The sequence below is a fragment of the Salirhabdus salicampi genome (assembly GCF_024259515.1).
Lineage (GTDB): Bacteria > Bacillota > Bacilli > Bacillales > Alkalibacillaceae > Salirhabdus_A > Salirhabdus_A salicampi.
Genome location: NZ_JANBWE010000001.1, coordinates 801,368 through 820,685, shown reverse-complemented (window position 1 = coordinate 820,685; position 19,318 = coordinate 801,368). Strand labels below are relative to the sequence as shown.

Here is a 19,318-nt window from a genome sequence, read left to right as displayed (position 1 = left end):
ACAAGTTGTATTAGTTGATCTTTATAATAACAATTGCTTGTTTTATAAGAATTATCATAGGAAATAGCAAACCATTTAGCAGAGTAAAAATCGCTTTGCCAACAACTATTGTCAATATGCTATTTCGGTTGCACTTTTGTATCCTAATTCAAGGGTTAATATCGTGAAATCTTTGATATATAAGGAAAATGAGGAGACCAAATCATATACGATTTGGTCTGCTATGTCATAAGTTTCTCCACAGAAACAGAACTACATTTTTAATGATACGGTTGCTTTTTTGATGCTGTTGTTAATGATAAAATCCAATCCTTTAAATCTACAATTCGCAAATGCTGGGGTCGTGATTCTGTTCCAGTAATGATGAGTGAGACGAAAGAATCTTGTCCATGAAGACCACCATGACTACCTCCACCTAGATGAGTAGGAGATCCCTCCCCAATAAATTCATACCCTGGTGAGGCGTTCGCCACAACATAATCCCCATCATGGGACCTGAGACTGCTTAGGAGGCGTGCTAGCGGATCGGGATATTGACCATATAAAAGGTTATTGCCAAATGTTCGGATATCTAATAAAGAAATGTCCCCTTCCAAAGTCCAGTTTTGGTTATACTCATCAAATAGTGGGCCACCTTCTCGGAATAAAAGTTCCCCGTCTTTCAACCCTGATTGAACATGAATAACTCCATTTTCTTCCCAAGTTATAATGTCAATCCGTTTATCCTGTTTCAACCTTTCCACAATCTTACGTTTTGGGATGATATCCGGATGTAATGTATAAATAAACGACATCCGTTCATTTACTCCTAATACTAGTTGGTCCTCGTTTGTAATTTGTTTTCCTAGCCGCGGAATTCTATATTTATAAAACATTTTCCGTAAATCAATTAACCCATCCTTTTTCGTATCCATCACCCAGGCTTGTCCATTATCCCCCATCGTAATCCAGACATTTTCTTTAATAGCTTGTTCCCAAGAGTCAAATGAAGATAGCATATGTTGTACTTTTTTATCTACTGTTTGCAAACCAATTGCATCTCTTCTTCCGTGTTTATGAACACGTTGGTCAAAATCTGGCAAATATACAACGGTTACGGCTGGGAGTGACGTTACTGCCTGCTTTAAATGAACAAACTCTTGAGCTGAATATGTATCGTTAAACCCAAATTTATTGATCAGGCCTGAATGTTTACGAGCTAATTTAGCTAGTCCTCCATATATAAACCATTGAGGTGCGTTTATCGGTTCATCCTCTCTACCTGTCATATAGGAAAGAACTTTCCCATATCGAAACCGTTTCTTATGATTGCCACGGTAAATGAGCGCATTTATTGACGCCGTAGGTAATCCCTCATCGGCTAATTCTTCATGAATGGTCTTTACATCAGGACTAATATGATCTTGATTCATATGATACAGTACATCTTTGAAAAATTGTCGCATCCCTAATTTTCGAATCTCACGCCCACTACTACCATAATTTATAATCCGATTTTCATTCGCGTGATACCACACTAACCCGGGAAGTCGATGTTTGTCACAATACTTGCCTGTCAGCAGTGTAGTGTCTACGTTTACAGACATAGTTGGAAACGGACTGACTAAATTCGGATAATATTGTCCATTTTCCTTTAAAAATTTTAGTGCAGGCACTTGGTCTTCCTGAATAGCCAATTGTAAAGGTTCATCCATTAACGTATCTATAACGAGTAAAATCACCGGCTTTTGGGTATTTCCTTCTGACTGGTGCATTCCGACCATCCTTTAATTTCCTTATACTCTTAATATGGCACAAAACGTTTCAATTCATTCATCTGAATAAATTAAATAAACGTTAACTAATAATACATGTTAGAAAGAAGGTGAGAAGGGATGCATAAGATACATATGTTGACCTTTAACATTCATCATGGAAAGGGTCAAGATAAGGAATTGAATCTAGAAAGAATCGCGACCGTGATCCAATCAACCAATGCACAAATTGTTGGTCTAAACGAAGTAGACAAACATTTTTCAGAACGGAGTAATTTTTTCGACCAAGCTTATCGTCTTGCTAACAAGCTAAACATGGAATTTGCATTCGGCCCTGCTATTACGACGAGTAAGAAAGAACGCGACCATAAACTTCAATATGGTAATGCTATTTTATCAACGTACCCGATTGTAGGTTATGAAAATCATCCTTTTGACTTTTTACCTCGTATTGTTGAGGATCGTGCGTTATTAGAAGCAGCCATTCAACTAGAAAATCGAACTACGTTGCGAGTGTATGTAACTCATATTAGCTTCGCCCCTTTTCTGCATAAAAAACAAACGGAATTTGTTATTAACAAGGTGCGAAATCGCGGTGGCCCTGCAGTTATAATGGGAGATTGGAATATGAAACCCACCACGAAAAGTTGGGATAAAGTTGTGAAACATTTTAATGATTCATGGGTCATAAAAAACGGCAATGTGGCTGGAGGTTATACGTACCCTTCTCACCGCCCACGCATGCGATTAGATTACATTTTTACTACGAGTGACATTGATGTCATGCATACAAAGGTCATAAAGCAAGATGAAGATGCTTCAGACCATTTACCTTATATGGCAACTATTCAAATTTAAATTTTTCGAAAAAGAAAAAACATGTGAGTATCCACATGTTAATACGTTTGAATTTGAAAATTATCTTGTAAAACATACCAATTTTGGGAGAAGGCATTTCCTAGAACCCAATAACTAACGCCACGTAAATTCAACTCTTTTACAAGGTCATATTTGGCTTGAACACTACGAGCATCTTCATACCAGACTACATGTTCTCTTCCTTGGTCATCTCGATAATTGTAATAAGGGGATTTTGCCTTTTCATCGAATTTTATCTCCACTTGGTATTGGTATGCACGTTCAATTGCCATCTGTGGACTTAAAGCTGGAGCTCTACGACTAGGGTCATAAGGTAATGTCCAATCATATCCATAAAGGGGCATTCCCATCATAATTTTCTCACTGGGCATCTCAGTTAGCGCATATTGAATCACTTTGCGCACTTCACTTAACGGGGCAACCGCCATTGGCGGACCACCCGAATACCCCCATTCATATGTCATTATGACAACAAAATCGACAATCTCACCGTGTGCCTTATAATCGTGGGCTTTATATAATAAACCTTGTTGTTCTGCACTTAGTTTCGGAGCTACAGCTGTAGAGACGGAAAAGCCTAACGGATGGAGTCTGTCAACTACTCGACGTAAAAATTGATTATAGTGTTCTCGATCCTCTGGATATACGTATTCAAAGTCAATATTTAGTCCAGTAAATCCTTCACGTTGCATCACCTCAATAATTTTCGTTATCAATTGTTCTTTAGCCTCTTCATTATGAAGAAGTTCCCTTGCTAAGTCAGAACTGAAGCTTCCTTCTCGAATGTTCGTTATCACCATTAATGGAGATACATTTACTTCTTGTGCAACAGCAGCTATTGCCGCTGTATCAAATGGCATCAGCGTTCCATCAGCACCTACTTCGTAACTAAAGGGACTAATGTATGTTAAGAATGAACTTACGTTACGTAAAATTTGCTGCCCTCTTTCCGCAACATTGATTATATAACCATTTACATCAATAACCGGTCTTACCCGCCTAGGAACGATAAGACGCTGCCCAGGACGAATAAGTGACGGATTAGTAAGTCTATTCATATTTGCTAATGTTTGGAACGGAACACTATAACTTCTTGAGATTCGCCAGAGGGTTTCCCCGGATTGTACTACATGCTGGCTAACTGGGACACGTAATACTTGGCCTGGTTGAATTACATTTGGATCATCTAATTGATTTTCCACTAATAGTGCATCTATCGTTAAGCCGTATTGTTGGGCAATGTTCCATACCGACTCACCAGGCTGGACGATGTGGTTATGTTCAGTAGGAACGATGATTGCCTGCCCAACTAATAATTGATCTGGACTAGGTAAATCATTGACTTCGACAAGCTGTTGAATGGGAACCCCGTATCGTTGGGCAATTTGCCATAAGCTTTCTCCACGTTGCACGACGTGTATATTCACCAGATGTCCTCCTTCAAAAAAACAGAAGTTATACACATATAACCAAATTATGTATTGGAAGGGAGGATTATGTTAAAGAAAAAACCATACCTTACATATTGTAAGATATGGTTTCGGACTAAATATTACATGGCGTCTAACATTTGGAATTGGGCTTTTACGAGTTCATAATACTCACCTTGACGTTGCATAAGTTCGTCATGACTACCTTGTTCAATAATTTTACCATGGTCAAGCACAATAATGTTATCTGCCTCACGAATCGTAGATAATCTGTGTGCAATGATAATCGATGTTCTACCTTCGAGTAAAACACGAAGTGCATCCTGAATTCGTTTTTCCGTTTCTGTATCAATACTAGCTGTTGCTTCATCTAATATTAAAATTTTCGGATCTGCTAACAATGCACGGGCAAAGGACAATAATTGTCGCTCCCCGACGGAAAGAATATTACCTCGTTCCTCTACTTCTGTTTCATATCCGTCCGCTAACCTTTGAATGAAGTCATCAGCACCAACCACTTTCGCTGCTTCAATAACCTCTTCGTCTGTTGCCTCCGGATTACCAAATCGAATGTTTTCCATAATTGTACCAGAGAAAATAAATGTATCTTGTAATACGACGCTAATATTTTGACGTAAGCTATCTAATCGGACGTTCCGTAAATTATAACCGTCTATTTTTACTTCGCCTTCAGTCGGATCATAGAAACGACTAATTAAATTAGCAATTGTTGTTTTCCCTGAACCAGTATGGCCAACTAAAGCTACCGTTTGGCCTGCCTTCATTTCTAATGAAATGTTGTGTAAAGCTGTTCGCTTTTCATCATAGGAAAACTTAACGTTATCAAACTCAATATGCCCTTTCATATTTCTAAGTTCGACGGCATCTTCTTTTTCCTCCACATTTGGCTTTTCATCTAAAAATTCAAAAATACGTTCAGATGAAGCCATTGCCATTAACAACTGATTATAAATTTGACCAAGACGGGAAATTGGTTCCCAGAACATACCTAAATAAAAAGCAAAGGCTACGAAAACCCCGGTCGTTAAACTACCACTTTGGATTAGATGTGCACCATACCAGATTAAAATAACAGTTCCGATAGCATTACTCATCTCGACAAAAGGACGGAACGTTGCGCTTTTACGCGTAGCCTGGCGCCAGTATTCAAAGTTATCAGAGTTCACACCGTTAAAAAATTGGGCATTTTCTTTTTCTTGTGCAAATGACTGTGTTATCCGCATTCCTTGAAGACTTTCGTTTAAATGAGAGTTTAATCTTGATTGTTGGATACGAACTTGTTGCCAAGAACGACGGATTTTCTTACGTAACTTAGTTGAAATAAAGAACATGATTGGTAACACAATCATGATGGCTAATGCAAGGTCAGGACTTAAAATAAACAAAATGACGAGAATGCCAATTAAGGTTACTGCATCCATCAATAAGTTAATGATACCGTTCGTAAACAGCTCTTGTAACGAGTTAATATCATTCATAATCCGAACTAATATTGAGCCTGCCGAACGAGAATCAAAAAAGCGATGGGATAATTGCTGAACATGAGAAAACAAATGCTTCCGCAAATCAAAAATAACATTTTGCCCTAACTTGTTAATCCAACGAATACGGAAAACATTCCCTAAATAGTTCAAGAAATATAATAAAGCAATAGTTGCAACTAATATAGTTAGTAAGTTTGTATCACGATTTGCTAGTGCTACGTCAATTGCATATTTACCGATAATAATTGGGACAGCCAGTCGAACGAGTGTAGAAATGAGCATGGCTAGCAAAGCCGCCGGCAACAATGTTTTCGCATAAGGCTTCATGTAACTTAACAATCGCACCATTTGCTGCCAGTTAAATGGTTTATCAATTGCTTGATCTACAGTGTAAAAAAAGCGATTTAAATGTTTATTTTCTGTTTCTGTTTTCTTCTGTTTCATACTTCCCCCCCTTACCCTTTCTGACTTTGCATAATTAGTTCTTTATCTTGATACTGAATGTCATAAATACGCTGATATGGTCCGTTATTTGTCAACAGATGTTCGTGTTTACCACGTTCTACAATTTCCCCATCTTCTAACACTAAAATTTCATCAGCATGTTTTAATGAGGAAATACGGTGAGCAATAATGAATGTTGTACGATCCTTCATAACTTCTTTTAAAGCTTTTTGGATTTTAAATTCTGTTTCCATATCAACCGCTGACGTAGCATCATCTAAAATTAAGATACTAGGGTTTATACAAATTGCCCGGGCAATGGCAATTCGTTGTTTCTGTCCCCCAGACAATCCCATACCACGTTCACCAAGCATTGTGTCATAGCCATCAGGCATTTCCATAATAAAATCGTGGGCTTGCGCTCGTTTCGCTGCATCAATGACATCTTCCATTGAAGCATCCGGATTTCCGTAACGAATATTTTCTTTTATGGATGTTGAAAAGAGAAAAGATTCTTGTAAAACGAAACCGATATTTTTACGTAATGTTAGTAGCGAATAATCTTCAACTTCTACACCATCAACGAGCACTTTTCCTTTTTCAGGCTCGTAAAAACGAGTAATTAATTGTGTAATACTCGTCTTACCTGATCCGGTTGCCCCTATAAGTCCGACAACTGTTCCTCGAGGAGCATCGAAGGAGATATTTTTCAATGCTTCATCATCGTCTTTTACATAGGTTAGCGTAACATCTTCAAAGGTAACGTGCCCTTCTAGACGTTCTTTCACAATCGCATTCTCTTTCTCTTGGATATCTTCTTCTGCCTCTAAAATCTCTAGCAAACGTTCCCCGGAAGCCTTTGCTTGCGAGAACATATTAATGACAAACCCTAAATTCATTAGTGGCCACATAATGTACCAAACCAGACTGAAGAATGCCACTAGTTCACCAAGGCGTACATCACCTTGAATGACTAAATATCCACCAAAGGAAAGTAAAGCAACAACACATACATTTCCGATAAACTCCATTAATGGAAAGTACTTCGCCCAAACGTCAGCTGTCTTTAAAAAGTTTTGTCGATAATTTTCATTTCGATCTGTAAAACGGTTTATTTCAAAACCTTCTCTAGATAAGGATTTTACGGTGTTAATTCCACTTATGTTTTCTTGTACTCTCGTATTCAACTTACCGAAAGATTTACGGATTCCCCGGAATGCCGGATGCACCTGTTTATCGAACTTGAAAACTACAACAGCCAAAAACGGCATTGCAGCCATTGTGACAAGAGTTAAAGGTACGGAATAATAAAACATGACAGATAAACTTAAGAAAATTAACAAGGTGATCCGAATGACTTCAGAGAACCCGAATGATAAAAAGAAACGAAACCCTTCCACATCCGCTGTTAGTCGTGACATAATATCACCTGTTTTTGCATTATCGTAGTATCGGAACGGTAGACGTTGTAATTTTTTATACAAACCATCTCTCACTTCATATACTGACCTAATCCCGAAATAGTCACCTAAGTATTGATGAAAGAAGGTTGCAAAACCTTTTATAACCATAATAACGATAAAGCCAAATGCAATATATGGTATATAATCATACTTTTCTCCTAAGATCACTTCATCGATGGTAACTTGAAGAATCATTGGATAAATAACTGTAATGGCTGTTACGAATAACAAAAAAACTAATGATAAGAACAAAAACCGTTTGAACGGCCAATAATAGTGCATCAATTTTTTAAATGTATCCAAAGTTCTCCCCCCTTTTTTTGTTTCACTTTTTTGCACGTATATATAAATATATCGGGAATCGAAATAAATTTCTACCCTTTTATCTGAATTTAACCAATTTTTAGGTCGACAAGATTTTACATTATATAGACGATTAACCGTCAATTACTTTCAGTAAAAAGATACATCCTTGGGAAGGATAATCATAAAGAGGAAAAAAGGCAGGTGTTCAAATATGGATGTACATGAAGCATACGACCAGCAATATGAACCCGGAGACATCGTATATGTCATTTATCGAAATCCTCATATTCAAAATGTAGCAAATATTCAAGAAGCAGCCATTGTGCAAAACCCAGACCATGAAGAAGAAATTTCATTATTTTTATATGAAACGTATTACCCTGTGTCAGATGAGTTAGCTATTTTTAAAACGAAGGAAGAAGCACTTGAAGCTTATGAAACGTACTTCGGGGATTTAGAAGGAGCGAATGAATTATGGTAAAGCCGTTCGTACCCCAGCTGGTTTATATTGAGCCACGCGCCCTTGAATACTCCTTAGGAAAAAAATTAAAGGAAAAGTTCGAAAAGGATGGCATAGAAATACGTGAAACTACTTCACATAACCAAGTACGAAACTTACCAGGGGAAAACGATTTTCAAAAATACCGAATTGCTAAATCAACACTAGTCGTTGGGGTAAGGAAAACATTAAAATTTGACACGTCCAAGCCTTCAGCAGAGTATGCCATTCCACTGGCAACAGGGTGCATGGGGCATTGTCATTATTGCTATTTGCAAACAACAATGGGAAGTAAACCATATATTCGAACATACGTAAATGTCGAAGAAATATTTGATGCAGCAGATCAATATATGGAAGAACGAGCTCCAGAGGAGACACGTTTTGAAGCATCTTGTACATCTGACATTGTTGGAGTCGATCATCTTACACATTCGTTAAAACAGGCGATCGAACACTTTGGCAAATCAACTTATGGCAAGCTCCGTTTCGTAACGAAATTTTCCCATGTGGACCACTTACTCGATGCCGATCATAAAGGGAAAACAAGATTTCGATTTAGTGTGAATGCAGATTACGTCATTAAATACTTCGAACCTGGCACTTCTAGATTAAAGGACCGAATCGAAGCTGCTGCCAAGGTCGCTGAGGCCGATTATCCTTTAGGATTTATTGTTGCGCCTATCTATTTATACGACGATACTTGGAAAGAAGGGTATAAGGAACTATTTGAGCAACTTGATGCCTACCTTCCACACCATGCCCGTAAAAACCTTACGTTTGAATTAATTCAGCACCGGTTCACGAAACCGGCAAAAAATACCATATTAAAAAATTATCCTATGACAAAGTTGGAAATGGAGGAAAATAAACGCCAATATCGTTGGGGGAAATACGGGATTGGAAAGTACGTTTATCCGAAAGAAGATCAACAGGATATGAAAGAAACTCTTAGTGACTATGTGCATAGCCACTTCCCAGAAGCTGAAATTGCTTATTTCACGTAAAAAGCCCCAAAACATGATTGGGGCTTTTATCGTTATTATTTTGGTTCACCTAAAACACGATTCACACGCTTTTCTAACATTTTCATGCCTTTTCCTCCTGCTTGGAAATGGCGAAGCTTTCCTTCCTCATCAAATACGTAATATGCTGGTACATATTGATTTTCAAAGGCATCTGTTAGTTTATGTTCATTATCTACAAATATAGGTTGTGTGATTTCATGTTGTTCCGCCACTGCTTTAATTTGATCAAGATCTAAGTCTTTTTCAGAACGAGGCATATGGACTGCAATAACATTTAGTTTATCTTGATATTGATCACGAAATTCATTTACCTTCGGCATTGCTTCTTTACATAAGCCACAACTTACAGACCAAAAGTGGATTAGGGTTGGCTTATCTCCTACCAAATCTTCTCTAGAAACCGATCCGTTAAACCAAGCTGTTTCACCTGATAATTCGGGCATTTCATCACGTAAACGCATCATTCTACCTCCCTTAGACAGATTAAGTAAAAAAGGTCTAACAACATAGTGTTAGACCTTACTAGTTTCAAAGATTATACAGTAAGGGTTTTTTGACCTGGCTTCCAGTTAGCCGGGCAAAGTCCACCAGTTTGAAGGGCTTGAAGTACACGTAATGTCTCATCAACATCACGGCCAACATCATTATGGAATACAGTTTGGTACTTCAATTCACCATCAGGGTCGATAATGAATAGACCACGAAGTGCGACACCTTCTTCTTCAATTAGAACACCGTATTCACGGGATACTGCATGATTGGTGTCAGCAGCTAGAGGATAACGCAATTGCTCTAGACCATTGTCTTCACGGCTAGTGTTAATCCATGCTAGGTGTGTGTGGATTGTATCTGTAGATACTCCAACAACCTCTGCATCTAAGTCTTCAAATTCGTCATAGCGGTCTGACATTGCTGTTATCTCTGTTGGACATACAAAAGTGAAGTCCATTGGATAAAAGAACAATACAGTCCACTTGTCATTTTTCATATTTTCTTCCAAACTAACTTTTCCAAACTCTTTGCTTGGCAATACAGCATCCATTTCAAAGCGTGGTGCTTGTTTTCCTACCATGCGTTCTGCCATATGTAATCCCTCCATTTGTTGTTTGTTGTCGGCACAGAAATTATTATAACGAGACTATTAATTGAAGTCAATTTTTATTAATAATTAATGTAATCTGTACAAATCTTACCAATTTTATACCGTATTATGGGCATTACGTCTAATAGAATTCATTTTTTTCACAACCATTTTCAGTTAAAATATAGAGAATATGATTAACGGTTGCCAATTCGTGGAATAACAAATACCGTACATATTGGAAATGAGCATTAGGAGGAGAACAAAATAGAATGGAATTTTTCGCAAATTTAAACATTGACTTCGACTCATTAATCCAACAGTTTTTCGCTGTTAGTCTTAAAATCATTCTCATATTAATTGCATACGCTATTGCCAAACCATTAGGAAGAAAAATCATTACAACGTCGATGACAAAGATGACGGAACAACAAAAATTGTCTGAAGGAAGAGCAAAGACATTAGAAAAATTAATGCTAAGCACGTATTCTTATGTTTTATTTTTCATGATGATTGTTACCGTTTTAAGCATTTTACAAATCCCTATTGGACCGCTATTAGCCGGTGCAGGAATACTTGGGCTAGCCATCGGGTTTGGGGCGCAAGGTCTTGTAAGTGATGTCGTTACAGGTTTTTTCATATTATTGGAACGTCAAATTGATGTAGATGATTATATATCTGTAGCAGGCCTTTCAGGAATTGTTGAAGAAATAGGGCTTAAAACGTTAAAGCTACGTGATTTTGATGGCACACTACATTATATTCCAAATCGAGACATATCTAATGTGAGTAATCATTCTCGAGGAACGATGAGAGCACTAGTAGATATAGGTATCGCCTACGGTGAAAATATTGATGAAGCTGTCAAAGTGTTAAAACGTGTTTGCGAAGAGTTTGCGGCCAGCGATGAACGAATTGAAGAAGGACCGGACGTATTAGGGGTACAATCTCTCGGGTCATCTGATGTAGTCATTCGTGTAATAGCAAAAACCGTAAGCATGGAACAATGGAGCGTAGAACGGGCACTAAGACAAAAGCTAAAAGAAGCACTAGATCAAGCAGGGATTGAGATACCTTTCCCACACCGTGTACTCATTCAACAAAAGTCAGAAAGCAAATAATTCGCAAGCGTGTAAAGTTGAATTATCTATTTTACACGCTTTTTTTTTGCAAACGCTCGTGAGGGATACTTAATAGATGAAATGGGTATAAAAATAGGTTATTTCATAGGTACCATTACGGAACACTGAAGTATAATAATGATAGAAAACTGTGGTTCATAGATTATAGACTCTAGGGGGGAAGGTTATGAAATTTACATTATCGAAATATTTAACGAAGGAGGAATATCAAACACTTCATTTACTACGAAAACGAATAAAAAAATGTAAATCTACAAAAGAATTAAGCGCGATGCAAACTTCCTATCAACTATTACAAAAGCTTGCATTCGCCCGATATGAACATGAAAAGCGACAAACTCAATATCAACAACCTCCGTTAGGTAAACTGGTTCAGGATAGTGATGATTATCCAAATTCATTACGACAGTTTTTCATAAAACATCAAACATATCATAAATTGAAAAACCAACTTATGAGTGCCCAAACGAATGAGGAAGCTAAACGTTATTATGAAATGGCTAAAATATATATTGCAGAACAATTATTAAGCAAGGACATTACCTTCATAGAAAGGATGACTGAACAGGTTAACAATCATGTAATCGAAGGTATTGCGAAAAGATCAGACCAATATACAGAAATAACAGGAGATAAAAGTGACGAGCAGGCACGAGAGAAAATCCACGATCTAAAAGATGGTAACGAATCAATTGACAAATGATTTCATTAATCATCCCGGCGAACTTCGATTTGTTTAATTTGCCCTCCTTCTTTGTTTACCACAGTAAAACGAAAATCTCCATAATGTACTGTTGTCCCCTCTTTCGCATCAATATCTTGCGTATATATCCAACCAGAAATTGTATCAATTTCATGATTGTCCAATTCAATATCAATGAGTTCATTTAAATCTTGAATCGACATTTTTCCATCAACAACGTAATGTTCTTCATTTACTTTTTTATATGGAAGCTGTTCTTCGTGGTCGAATTCGTCACGAATTTCTCCTACGATCTCCTCTAAAATATCCTCTAATGTAACAAGCCCTGATGTGCCACCGTATTCATCCATTAGTATGGCTAGTTGTGTACGCTCTCTTTGTAATTTGACAAGGAGTTCATGTATAGGGATATTTTCAAACACTTTCATCACAGGACGGATAAAAGGTTTTATCGATTCGATTTTCATTCCATCTATAAATATTTCCTTAATATGAATCATACCAATGACATGATCCCGATCCCCTTGCACAACGGGATACCTCGTATATCTTTCGCTTTTCATTTGGGCGATGATGGACTGTAAAGAGTCCTCAATATCAACAACGGCCATGTCTGTTCTTGGAATCATAATCTCTTTTGCTGTACGATTATCAAACTTAAAAATCCGGTCTACATACTCATACTCAGAGCGATTAATTTCCCCTTTTTGAAAGCTTTCCGATAAAATATGCCGCAATTCTTCCTCGCTATGAGCTTCTTCTTGCTCGTTAGCCGATTTAAAGCCGAACATCCGGACAACTAAGTTACCTGAGCCATTTAAAAGCCATATGAAAGGAAACATTATGCGGTGAAACCATATTAATGGTCGTGCAAAACGAAGCGTAATGGCCTCTGCCCTTTGAATAGCTACTGTTTTCGGAGCAAGCTCACCTAAGACAACATGTAAAAAAGTTACAAACAAAAATGCAATTAAAAAGGATATTGTATGGGCGACCGTCTCTGGTATTTCCGCCATGTGAAACAAAGGGTATAGCAAATGATGGAACGTCGGCTCACCAAGCCATCCTAATCCTAACGCTGTCACTGTAATCCCGAGCTGGCATGCAGACAAATAATCATCTAAATGATCTACGACGTGTAAGGCCATCTTTGCCTTGGGATGACCTTCTTCCAACAACATATTTAACTGACTTTTCCTCACCTTTACAATCGCAAATTCACTTGCAACAAAAAATGCAGTTAACACAAGTAGAACGACTACCATAAACATGTTGAAACCGATCATAGCCTTTCTCCCCTATATATGTCTTTATGATGAGAAAAAAAGCAGCTTTCCGCTGCTTTTATGATCCTTGCTGCTCTAATCGTTCTTCTACTTCATGGATGACATCTTCTGCTGTTAAACCTTTCGCTTGAATAACTGCTCCACCTGGTACATCCGCTGTCATCCCCATCACATTTTGATCTAAGCCAGTTACTACACAACATTCACAATTTGCTGCATCCTCCATACGTTCAAGATCAACAACATCGTAACCCTTTTCTTGTAGAGCTTGTTTTACATCTGTTAATGATTGCTCAACACCAATGCGGTTCATGACAATTCCTCCTGTATTGATTATTGTCTCCCCTATTCTACCCTACAGATGTAAATCTATTCAGTCATGGACAGTGAGTTGATGAATCATTTCGGTAACGACTTTCACCCCTACTTCTAATGCTTCTTCCTTAGGGTTTAACCGGCCGTTATGTAGACCGAAATCAGAATTAACACCTAACCAAAACATAAAACCAGGTATTTCTTTCAACATGTAACCAAAATCTTCACCAGTCATCGCTGTAGGTGCTTCTACAAATCGAACCCCAACGTTAGATAGGGTTGATGAAAATTGGTCTACATACGTACGGTCATTATATACTTGATAATAATTCGAGCCGTAATCCACAGTTCCTTGACAATCATAACGGAGTTCAATCGCTTCTATATACTTTTCGATTTTTTCTTTAATAAAAGTCATTGCTTCAGGTGTTAACGTTCGAATTGTTCCTTCTAAACGAGCATGTTCAGCAATTACATTTTGAACAAATCCACCTTCCATTTTGCCAACGGTTATAACTGCTGAATCTAGAGGATCAATCATCCGTGCAATAATTTGTTGAATATCTACAACAAATTGGCTCGCTGCGACGACCATATCTTTTGTCTTATGCGGGTATGCTGCATGACCACCTTTACCGTGAAAATCAATAAATAATTCACTAGTATTTGCAAACAATAACCCTTCTTTTGATGATACGGTACCTACTGGCAGTTCAGGTGCAATATGAAGAGCAAATACTGTATCAGGGCGCCATTTTTTCATTGTGTCCGTTTGTAACATCGGTAATGCGCCACCTGGCCCTTCTTCGGCAGGTTGGAAAATAAATAAGACGTTATGTTTTGGTCGTCTTTCAGTCAAAGATTTTAATGCACCTAACGCAATCGTCATATGAAAATCATGCCCGCAGGCATGCATATTCCCCTCGATTGTTGAAGAGAATGGAAGACCGGTTTCTTCCTTAATCGGCAATCCATCAATATCTGCCCGATATCCGATTGTTTTCTCCCCTTCAGTTCCTTCTAATTTAACAAAGATTCCTGTTTTCCATGTTTCTACTTTTATATGTTGTTGAGGAAGACTGTTTATAAATTGCATCAAATAGGCATGCGTTTTATGTTCTTGAAAGCCTAATTCAGGTATTTGATGTAAGTCCCTACGAATAGTCTGTAACTGTTTTCGTTCCATCGTTTTAATCACCCCGGTCCAAAGTATAGAGAAAAAGCAGGAGTGATTAGCTCCTGCTTTCTACTTATTCTTCATCTAGTTTACGAAGCTCTTGTTTGATTTCAGTTTTTGATCGCGTTTGTTCATCAATTTCTTTAATTACTTTAGCTGGAGTACCTGCAACTACTGTATTTGGTGGTACATCTTCGGTAACGATTGCCCCAGCTGCAACAACGGCTCCTTTACCTACTGTAACTCCTTCTAAAATAACCGCATTAGCACCGATAACAACATCATCCTCTACGATTACCGGCTTAGCACTTGGTGGTTCAATTACACCTGCTAAAACTGCACCTGCACCAACGTGACAATTTTTCCCTACTGTTGCGCGTCCACCTAACACAGCATTCATATCAATCATAGTACCTTCGCCTACAACAGCACCAATGTTAATGCTAGCACCAAGCATAATAACTGCACCATCGCCGATTTCTACTTGGTCACGAATTATAGCGCCAGGCTCAATTCGTGCATTAATCCCTTTTAAATCTAATAATGGAATAGCTGAATTACGACGGTCATTTTCGACTACATAGTCTTCAATGGAACCTTTATGTACATCTAAAGCTTCTTTTACCTCTTTCCATTCACCGAAAAGGACACCGCTATTGTCTTCAACAAAAGCTTGAACATTGCCAAAGTCTAGCCCTTTCAAATCTTGTCCTTTAACGTATACCTTTACAGGTGTTGATTTTTTACTGTTTGATATAAATTGAATAATTTCGTTTGCATCCATCATTTTCATGATTGCTACTTCACCTCTTCTTCATTGTTTCCTTTACTGTACCAAAATCCTCGTTATTTAGACAAGTAAAATTATGTTTCCTCTTTTTTCGGAAGTTGGGTAATCAGGAGAAAACTAATAATTGCTAAAATAAATAACCCAATGTAAACAACGTGTAAACCGTCTGCTAACGCATTCTGTAAGACTTGGCGTACATTATCATGTAAACTTTCTCTCCGCTCGGCATCCATTAAAATATTGGTGGAGTCTACAGATACCGTTTCCTCTAATTGATGTGTTTCAATTGATTGTAAAATTTGCTTATTTAATAAACCACCTAATAGTGCTGCACCTATGGCACTACCCATCGTACGCATGAACATATTTGTCGCTGTAGCGATCCCTCTAAGTTTCCAACCAACAGTCGTTTGGATGGAAACGATGAATGAAGTTGTTGATAGCCCCATCCCGATTCCGATAAAAAATGAGCCCGTACCAGCCCATATCGGTCCTTTTTCTGGAGTTAATGTAAGAAAGAAAAGCCCACCTATCATTAATGATAAGCCACCTAATAATGCCGTTGTTCGAAATCCGATTTTCATATATAATCTGCCGGCTAGCGTAGCAGCGATTGGCCAACCAATGGAAAGAGTCGTTAATGTGAAACCTGCAACCGTCGCGGAGCGTTCCATCACTCCTTGGACAAAAGCTGGTAAATAACTAGCCATACCGATTAAAATCATACCTGTTGTGAATGAAGTTAAGTTGGCGAATAGGATCGTTCGATATTTCCAAATATGAAAGGGCATCATCGGATTTAACGCCCGCTTTTCTTGAATAAAAAAGGAGGTTAGGCCTGTAATGAATATAAAAATAAGGCCGTACATAATAGGCGAGTTCCACGGAATACTTACTCCACCTTCAACCAATATCATGACGAGGGAACTAATAGAAACGACCATGAGTACCGAACCAATGTAATCAATATGTCGTTTTTCTTTTTCAATCTGTTCATGAAAGAAAAATACAATCCCAATAATGGCCAGTAACCCTAATGGAATATTCATCAAGAATACGTAATGCCAACTTAAGACATCTACAAAAAAGCCTCCAAGAACGGGGCCAGATACGGCAGAGATCCCCCATACACTGGATAAATAACCCTGTATTTTAGCCCTCTCCTCTTTTGTGTATATATCTCCAACAATGGTTGTCGCAATCGGCATTAACGCTCCGGCACCTATCCCCTGAAAAAAGCGTGCTGCCACTAACATTTCCATCGAGTCTGCCATAGCACATGCAGTAGACCCTGCTAAAAAAACACAAACACCGATAATGTAAATTGGTTTCCTCCCGAATATATCGGACAGCTTCCCAAAAATTAAGACTGTTCCAGCATTTGTTAATAAATATGCAGAAAAAACCCAACTATAAGAGGAAAATCCACCTAACTCTGAAGCGATCGTCGGCATGGCTGTAGAAACGATGGTCGCTTCTATTGCAGCTAAAAACATCCCAACCATAATTGCTGCCAATACAAAAGGACGTCGAGTCTTTTTTTGTACTTTCCTATTCTCCATCATCGTTCCCCTTGCTATATGAATTTGTTTATCTCTTCTCCTGTGCAATTTTTATATGGAATTCACTTGAAATGAGAAAAAATTGTTGGCATAACTGCCAACAATTTTAGCTTGAACTGATTTGTTTATTCTCATGTACATACCGGTTAAAACGTTTTAAAATTACTCGTCGAGTTAAAATACCATCGAACGTACCATTTTCTCCAACAACGCAAACAAATGGATGGTTAATAACCAGTTTTAAACCTTTTAAAAAATCATCATCCCGCTTTAATGTTGGGATATTCTTTTCCATAACATCTTTTACCGTATGTTGAGACAACTTTTCGACTTCAAATCGCTCAATTCCTAAAATGCTATCAATAATCATTGTTTTACTTACGATACCTTCAAACTGAAAGTTTCCACTTATAACAGGTACAGCAGAGTAGCCTGTTTTTACTAATACTAACAAAGCGTGTTCCAATGGGTTTAGACTTTGTACATGGGCTACCTTTTCAGCAGGTATCATTAAATCTTCTACTTTAAGTTTTTGTAATTCTGTGCTTTGTAAGTCTAACATCTCTGTCACTCCTTTTTCGCACAGGAGTAAAACGCAACAAATACGTTCACAACAATATTTTAACATATATGGTTATCAATAGACTACTTTCCCATTTATGGCATGGTAAAGAAGGCTGAAGAAACCGATAATATTAATACCGGTTATCACTTTTCATTTTGTCGGAAAGTTGATGCTGCACATTTATTTCTATAGGACTTAATGATTTTTTATGACAAAGTGGACAGCTTTGGGGATACCTTGTAACAATACAACAATGGGCACAATAGTAAAACATTTATGTCACCTTCTTATCATTACATTCTTATATTATAAAATATGAGTGAACTGTCCTTGAGGTTAATAAACAACGTTCTTTTAGATATTACTCCTGCACAATATATGCTTCGTATCAATCGTAAATATTATAGGCCCGCACCTACATAGACAGATTATGAATGGAAAGGAGAAACCTTATGGGCCACGATCATAGTCACCATCACGGACACCATCATCACCACACAAACAATAAAACAGCGTTAAAGTGGAGCTTTATATTTATTTTTAGTTTTATGATAATTGAAGCAATCGGCGGATTATTGACAAACAGTTTAGCCCTTCTTTCAGATGCAGGTCATATGTTTAGTGATGCCTTTGCGTTAGGATTAAGTCTATTTGCAATGAGCATTGGTCAAAAAGGTACGTCTGCTGCCAAAACCTATGGGTATCGGCGATTTGAAATCTTAGCTGCTTTTTTTAATGGATTAACACTACTTCTTATTTCTGTTTATATTGTTTATGAAGCACTTCATAGGTTTTTCGCTCCTCCACAAGTCAGTCCGGCGATGTTATACATTGCAACGACTGGACTAGTCGTCAATATTATTGTTGCCTGGATATTAATGAAGGGAGATACGAAGGATAACTTAAATCTTCGTAGTGCGTTTCTTCATGTATTAGGGGACCTCCTAGGCTCGGTCGGTGCTATTACAGCAGGTCTGCTGATTTACTTTTTTAATTGGAATATTGCAGACCCAATTGCAAGCATGATTGTAGCCGTTCTTGTATTTGTAAGTGGCATTCGTGTTTTCTTCGCATCGATACACGTTCTTATGGAAGGTAAGCCCCAACATATATCATATGACAAGCTAAAAGACGAATTACAATGTCTTCCCGGCGTTTGTGCCGTTTATGACATGCACATATGGTCCATTACTTCCGATTTCCCGGCTATGAGCTGCCATCTTGTCGTTACGGATGATATTGATCGAGATAAATTGCTTGAAGAAACAAAGGAAATGTTAAAAGATAAATTCCACATTTCCCACTCAACTATACAAGTCGTTGGCAAACAAGCTTACCATATCCATCACCAGGACCGATGTCACTGACACGATATAAGAAATCAAAAGA

The 19,318-nt window shown here is 37.9% G+C and carries 18 protein-coding genes; 6 read left to right on the top strand and 12 right to left on the bottom strand.

All coding sequences use genetic code 11. The features are described from left to right. Positions 1-260: 260 nt before the first annotated feature. Positions 261-1,754 (bottom strand): alkaline phosphatase family protein, encoded by a 1,494-nt coding sequence (locus tag NLW78_RS04280; RefSeq protein WP_254495748.1) that lies wholly within the window; start codon positions 1,752-1,754, stop codon positions 261-263. 120 nt (positions 1,755-1,874) lie between these two features. Between NLW78_RS04280 and NLW78_RS04275 the strand changes: the two genes are divergently transcribed. Then, positions 1,875-2,612: an endonuclease/exonuclease/phosphatase family protein gene (locus tag NLW78_RS04275; RefSeq protein ID WP_254495747.1), complete on the top strand. Its 738-nt coding sequence runs from the start codon at positions 1,875-1,877 to the stop codon at positions 2,610-2,612. A 38-nt stretch (positions 2,613-2,650) separates the two neighbouring features. On the opposite strand, the gene NLW78_RS04270 is transcribed toward NLW78_RS04275, so the two are convergent. The 3 genes from NLW78_RS04270 to NLW78_RS04260 form a co-directional block, all read right to left on the bottom strand. After that, positions 2,651-4,060 carry a glycoside hydrolase family 18 protein gene (locus NLW78_RS04270; protein WP_254495746.1) on the bottom strand — a complete coding sequence of 470 codons (1,410 nt, stop codon included), beginning with the start codon at positions 4,058-4,060 and terminating at the stop codon, positions 2,651-2,653. 125 nt (positions 4,061-4,185) lie between these two features. Continuing rightward, on the bottom strand, positions 4,186-6,012 hold the full coding sequence (locus tag NLW78_RS04265; RefSeq protein WP_254495745.1) for an ABC transporter ATP-binding protein: 1,827 nt from the start codon (positions 6,010-6,012) through the stop codon (positions 4,186-4,188). 11 nt (positions 6,013-6,023) lie between these two features. Continuing rightward, positions 6,024-7,778 (bottom strand): ABC transporter ATP-binding protein, encoded by a 1,755-nt coding sequence (locus NLW78_RS04260; protein ID WP_254495744.1) that lies wholly within the window; start codon positions 7,776-7,778, stop codon positions 6,024-6,026. 214 nt (positions 7,779-7,992) lie between these two features. Here NLW78_RS04260 and NLW78_RS04255 point away from each other — a divergent pair, with 214 nt between their 5' ends. Together NLW78_RS04255 and splB are read left to right on the top strand one after the other, a co-directional pair. Next, positions 7,993-8,262 (top strand): transcriptional regulator SplA domain-containing protein, encoded by a 270-nt coding sequence (locus NLW78_RS04255; RefSeq protein WP_254495743.1) that lies wholly within the window; start codon positions 7,993-7,995, stop codon positions 8,260-8,262. Beyond that, positions 8,256-9,287: a spore photoproduct lyase gene (gene splB, locus NLW78_RS04250; protein ID WP_254495742.1), complete on the top strand. Its 1,032-nt coding sequence runs from the start codon at positions 8,256-8,258 to the stop codon at positions 9,285-9,287. Before NLW78_RS04255 ends, splB begins: the two co-directional genes overlap by 7 nt. A 35-nt stretch (positions 9,288-9,322) precedes the next feature. Here splB and NLW78_RS04245 read toward each other — a convergent pair whose 3' ends face one another. Then, complete coding sequence (locus NLW78_RS04245) at positions 9,323-9,769, bottom strand: TlpA disulfide reductase family protein (protein ID WP_254495741.1); 447 nt, start codon at positions 9,767-9,769, stop codon at positions 9,323-9,325. Positions 9,770-9,843: 74 nt separating this feature from the next. Further along, positions 9,844-10,392 (bottom strand): peroxiredoxin, encoded by a 549-nt coding sequence (locus NLW78_RS04240; RefSeq protein WP_254495740.1) that lies wholly within the window; start codon positions 10,390-10,392, stop codon positions 9,844-9,846. A 269-nt stretch (positions 10,393-10,661) separates the two neighbouring features. Between NLW78_RS04240 and NLW78_RS04235 the strand changes: the two genes are divergently transcribed. Then, positions 10,662-11,510, top strand: coding sequence for a mechanosensitive ion channel family protein (locus NLW78_RS04235; RefSeq protein ID WP_254495739.1), 849 nt, complete (start codon positions 10,662-10,664; stop codon positions 11,508-11,510). A gap of 187 nt (positions 11,511-11,697) precedes the next feature. Next, positions 11,698-12,234, top strand: a complete 537-nt coding sequence (locus NLW78_RS04230) for a hypothetical protein (RefSeq protein ID WP_254495738.1) — start codon at positions 11,698-11,700, stop codon at positions 12,232-12,234. A 5-nt stretch (positions 12,235-12,239) separates the two neighbouring features. Here the strand turns inward: NLW78_RS04230 and NLW78_RS04225 are convergent, their stop codons facing one another. The 6 genes from NLW78_RS04225 to cbpB form a co-directional block, all read right to left on the bottom strand. After that, positions 12,240-13,520 (bottom strand): hemolysin family protein, encoded by a 1,281-nt coding sequence (locus NLW78_RS04225; protein ID WP_254495737.1) that lies wholly within the window; start codon positions 13,518-13,520, stop codon positions 12,240-12,242. A gap of 58 nt (positions 13,521-13,578) precedes the next feature. Next, positions 13,579-13,833, bottom strand: a complete 255-nt coding sequence (locus NLW78_RS04220) for a YkuS family protein (RefSeq protein ID WP_254495736.1) — start codon at positions 13,831-13,833, stop codon at positions 13,579-13,581. A 60-nt stretch (positions 13,834-13,893) separates the two neighbouring features. Beyond that, positions 13,894-15,021, bottom strand: a complete 1,128-nt coding sequence (locus tag NLW78_RS04215; RefSeq protein ID WP_254495735.1) for an N-acetyldiaminopimelate deacetylase — start codon at positions 15,019-15,021, stop codon at positions 13,894-13,896. Positions 15,022-15,085: 64 nt separating this feature from the next. Continuing rightward, positions 15,086-15,805: a 2,3,4,5-tetrahydropyridine-2,6-dicarboxylate N-acetyltransferase gene (gene dapD / locus NLW78_RS04210; protein WP_254495734.1), complete on the bottom strand. Its 720-nt coding sequence runs from the start codon at positions 15,803-15,805 to the stop codon at positions 15,086-15,088. A gap of 71 nt (positions 15,806-15,876) precedes the next feature. Then, positions 15,877-17,364 (bottom strand): MDR family MFS transporter, encoded by a 1,488-nt coding sequence (locus NLW78_RS04205; protein ID WP_437181943.1) that lies wholly within the window; start codon positions 17,362-17,364, stop codon positions 15,877-15,879. Between the two features lie 106 nt (positions 17,365-17,470). Beyond that, complete coding sequence (gene cbpB, locus NLW78_RS04200) at positions 17,471-17,926, bottom strand: cyclic-di-AMP-binding protein CbpB (protein WP_254495732.1); 456 nt, start codon at positions 17,924-17,926, stop codon at positions 17,471-17,473. Positions 17,927-18,381: 455 nt separating this feature from the next. Here cbpB and NLW78_RS04195 point away from each other — a divergent pair, with 455 nt between their 5' ends. After that, positions 18,382-19,296, top strand: coding sequence for a cation diffusion facilitator family transporter (locus NLW78_RS04195; protein ID WP_254495731.1), 915 nt, complete (start codon positions 18,382-18,384; stop codon positions 19,294-19,296). Positions 19,297-19,318 lie beyond the last annotated feature (22 nt).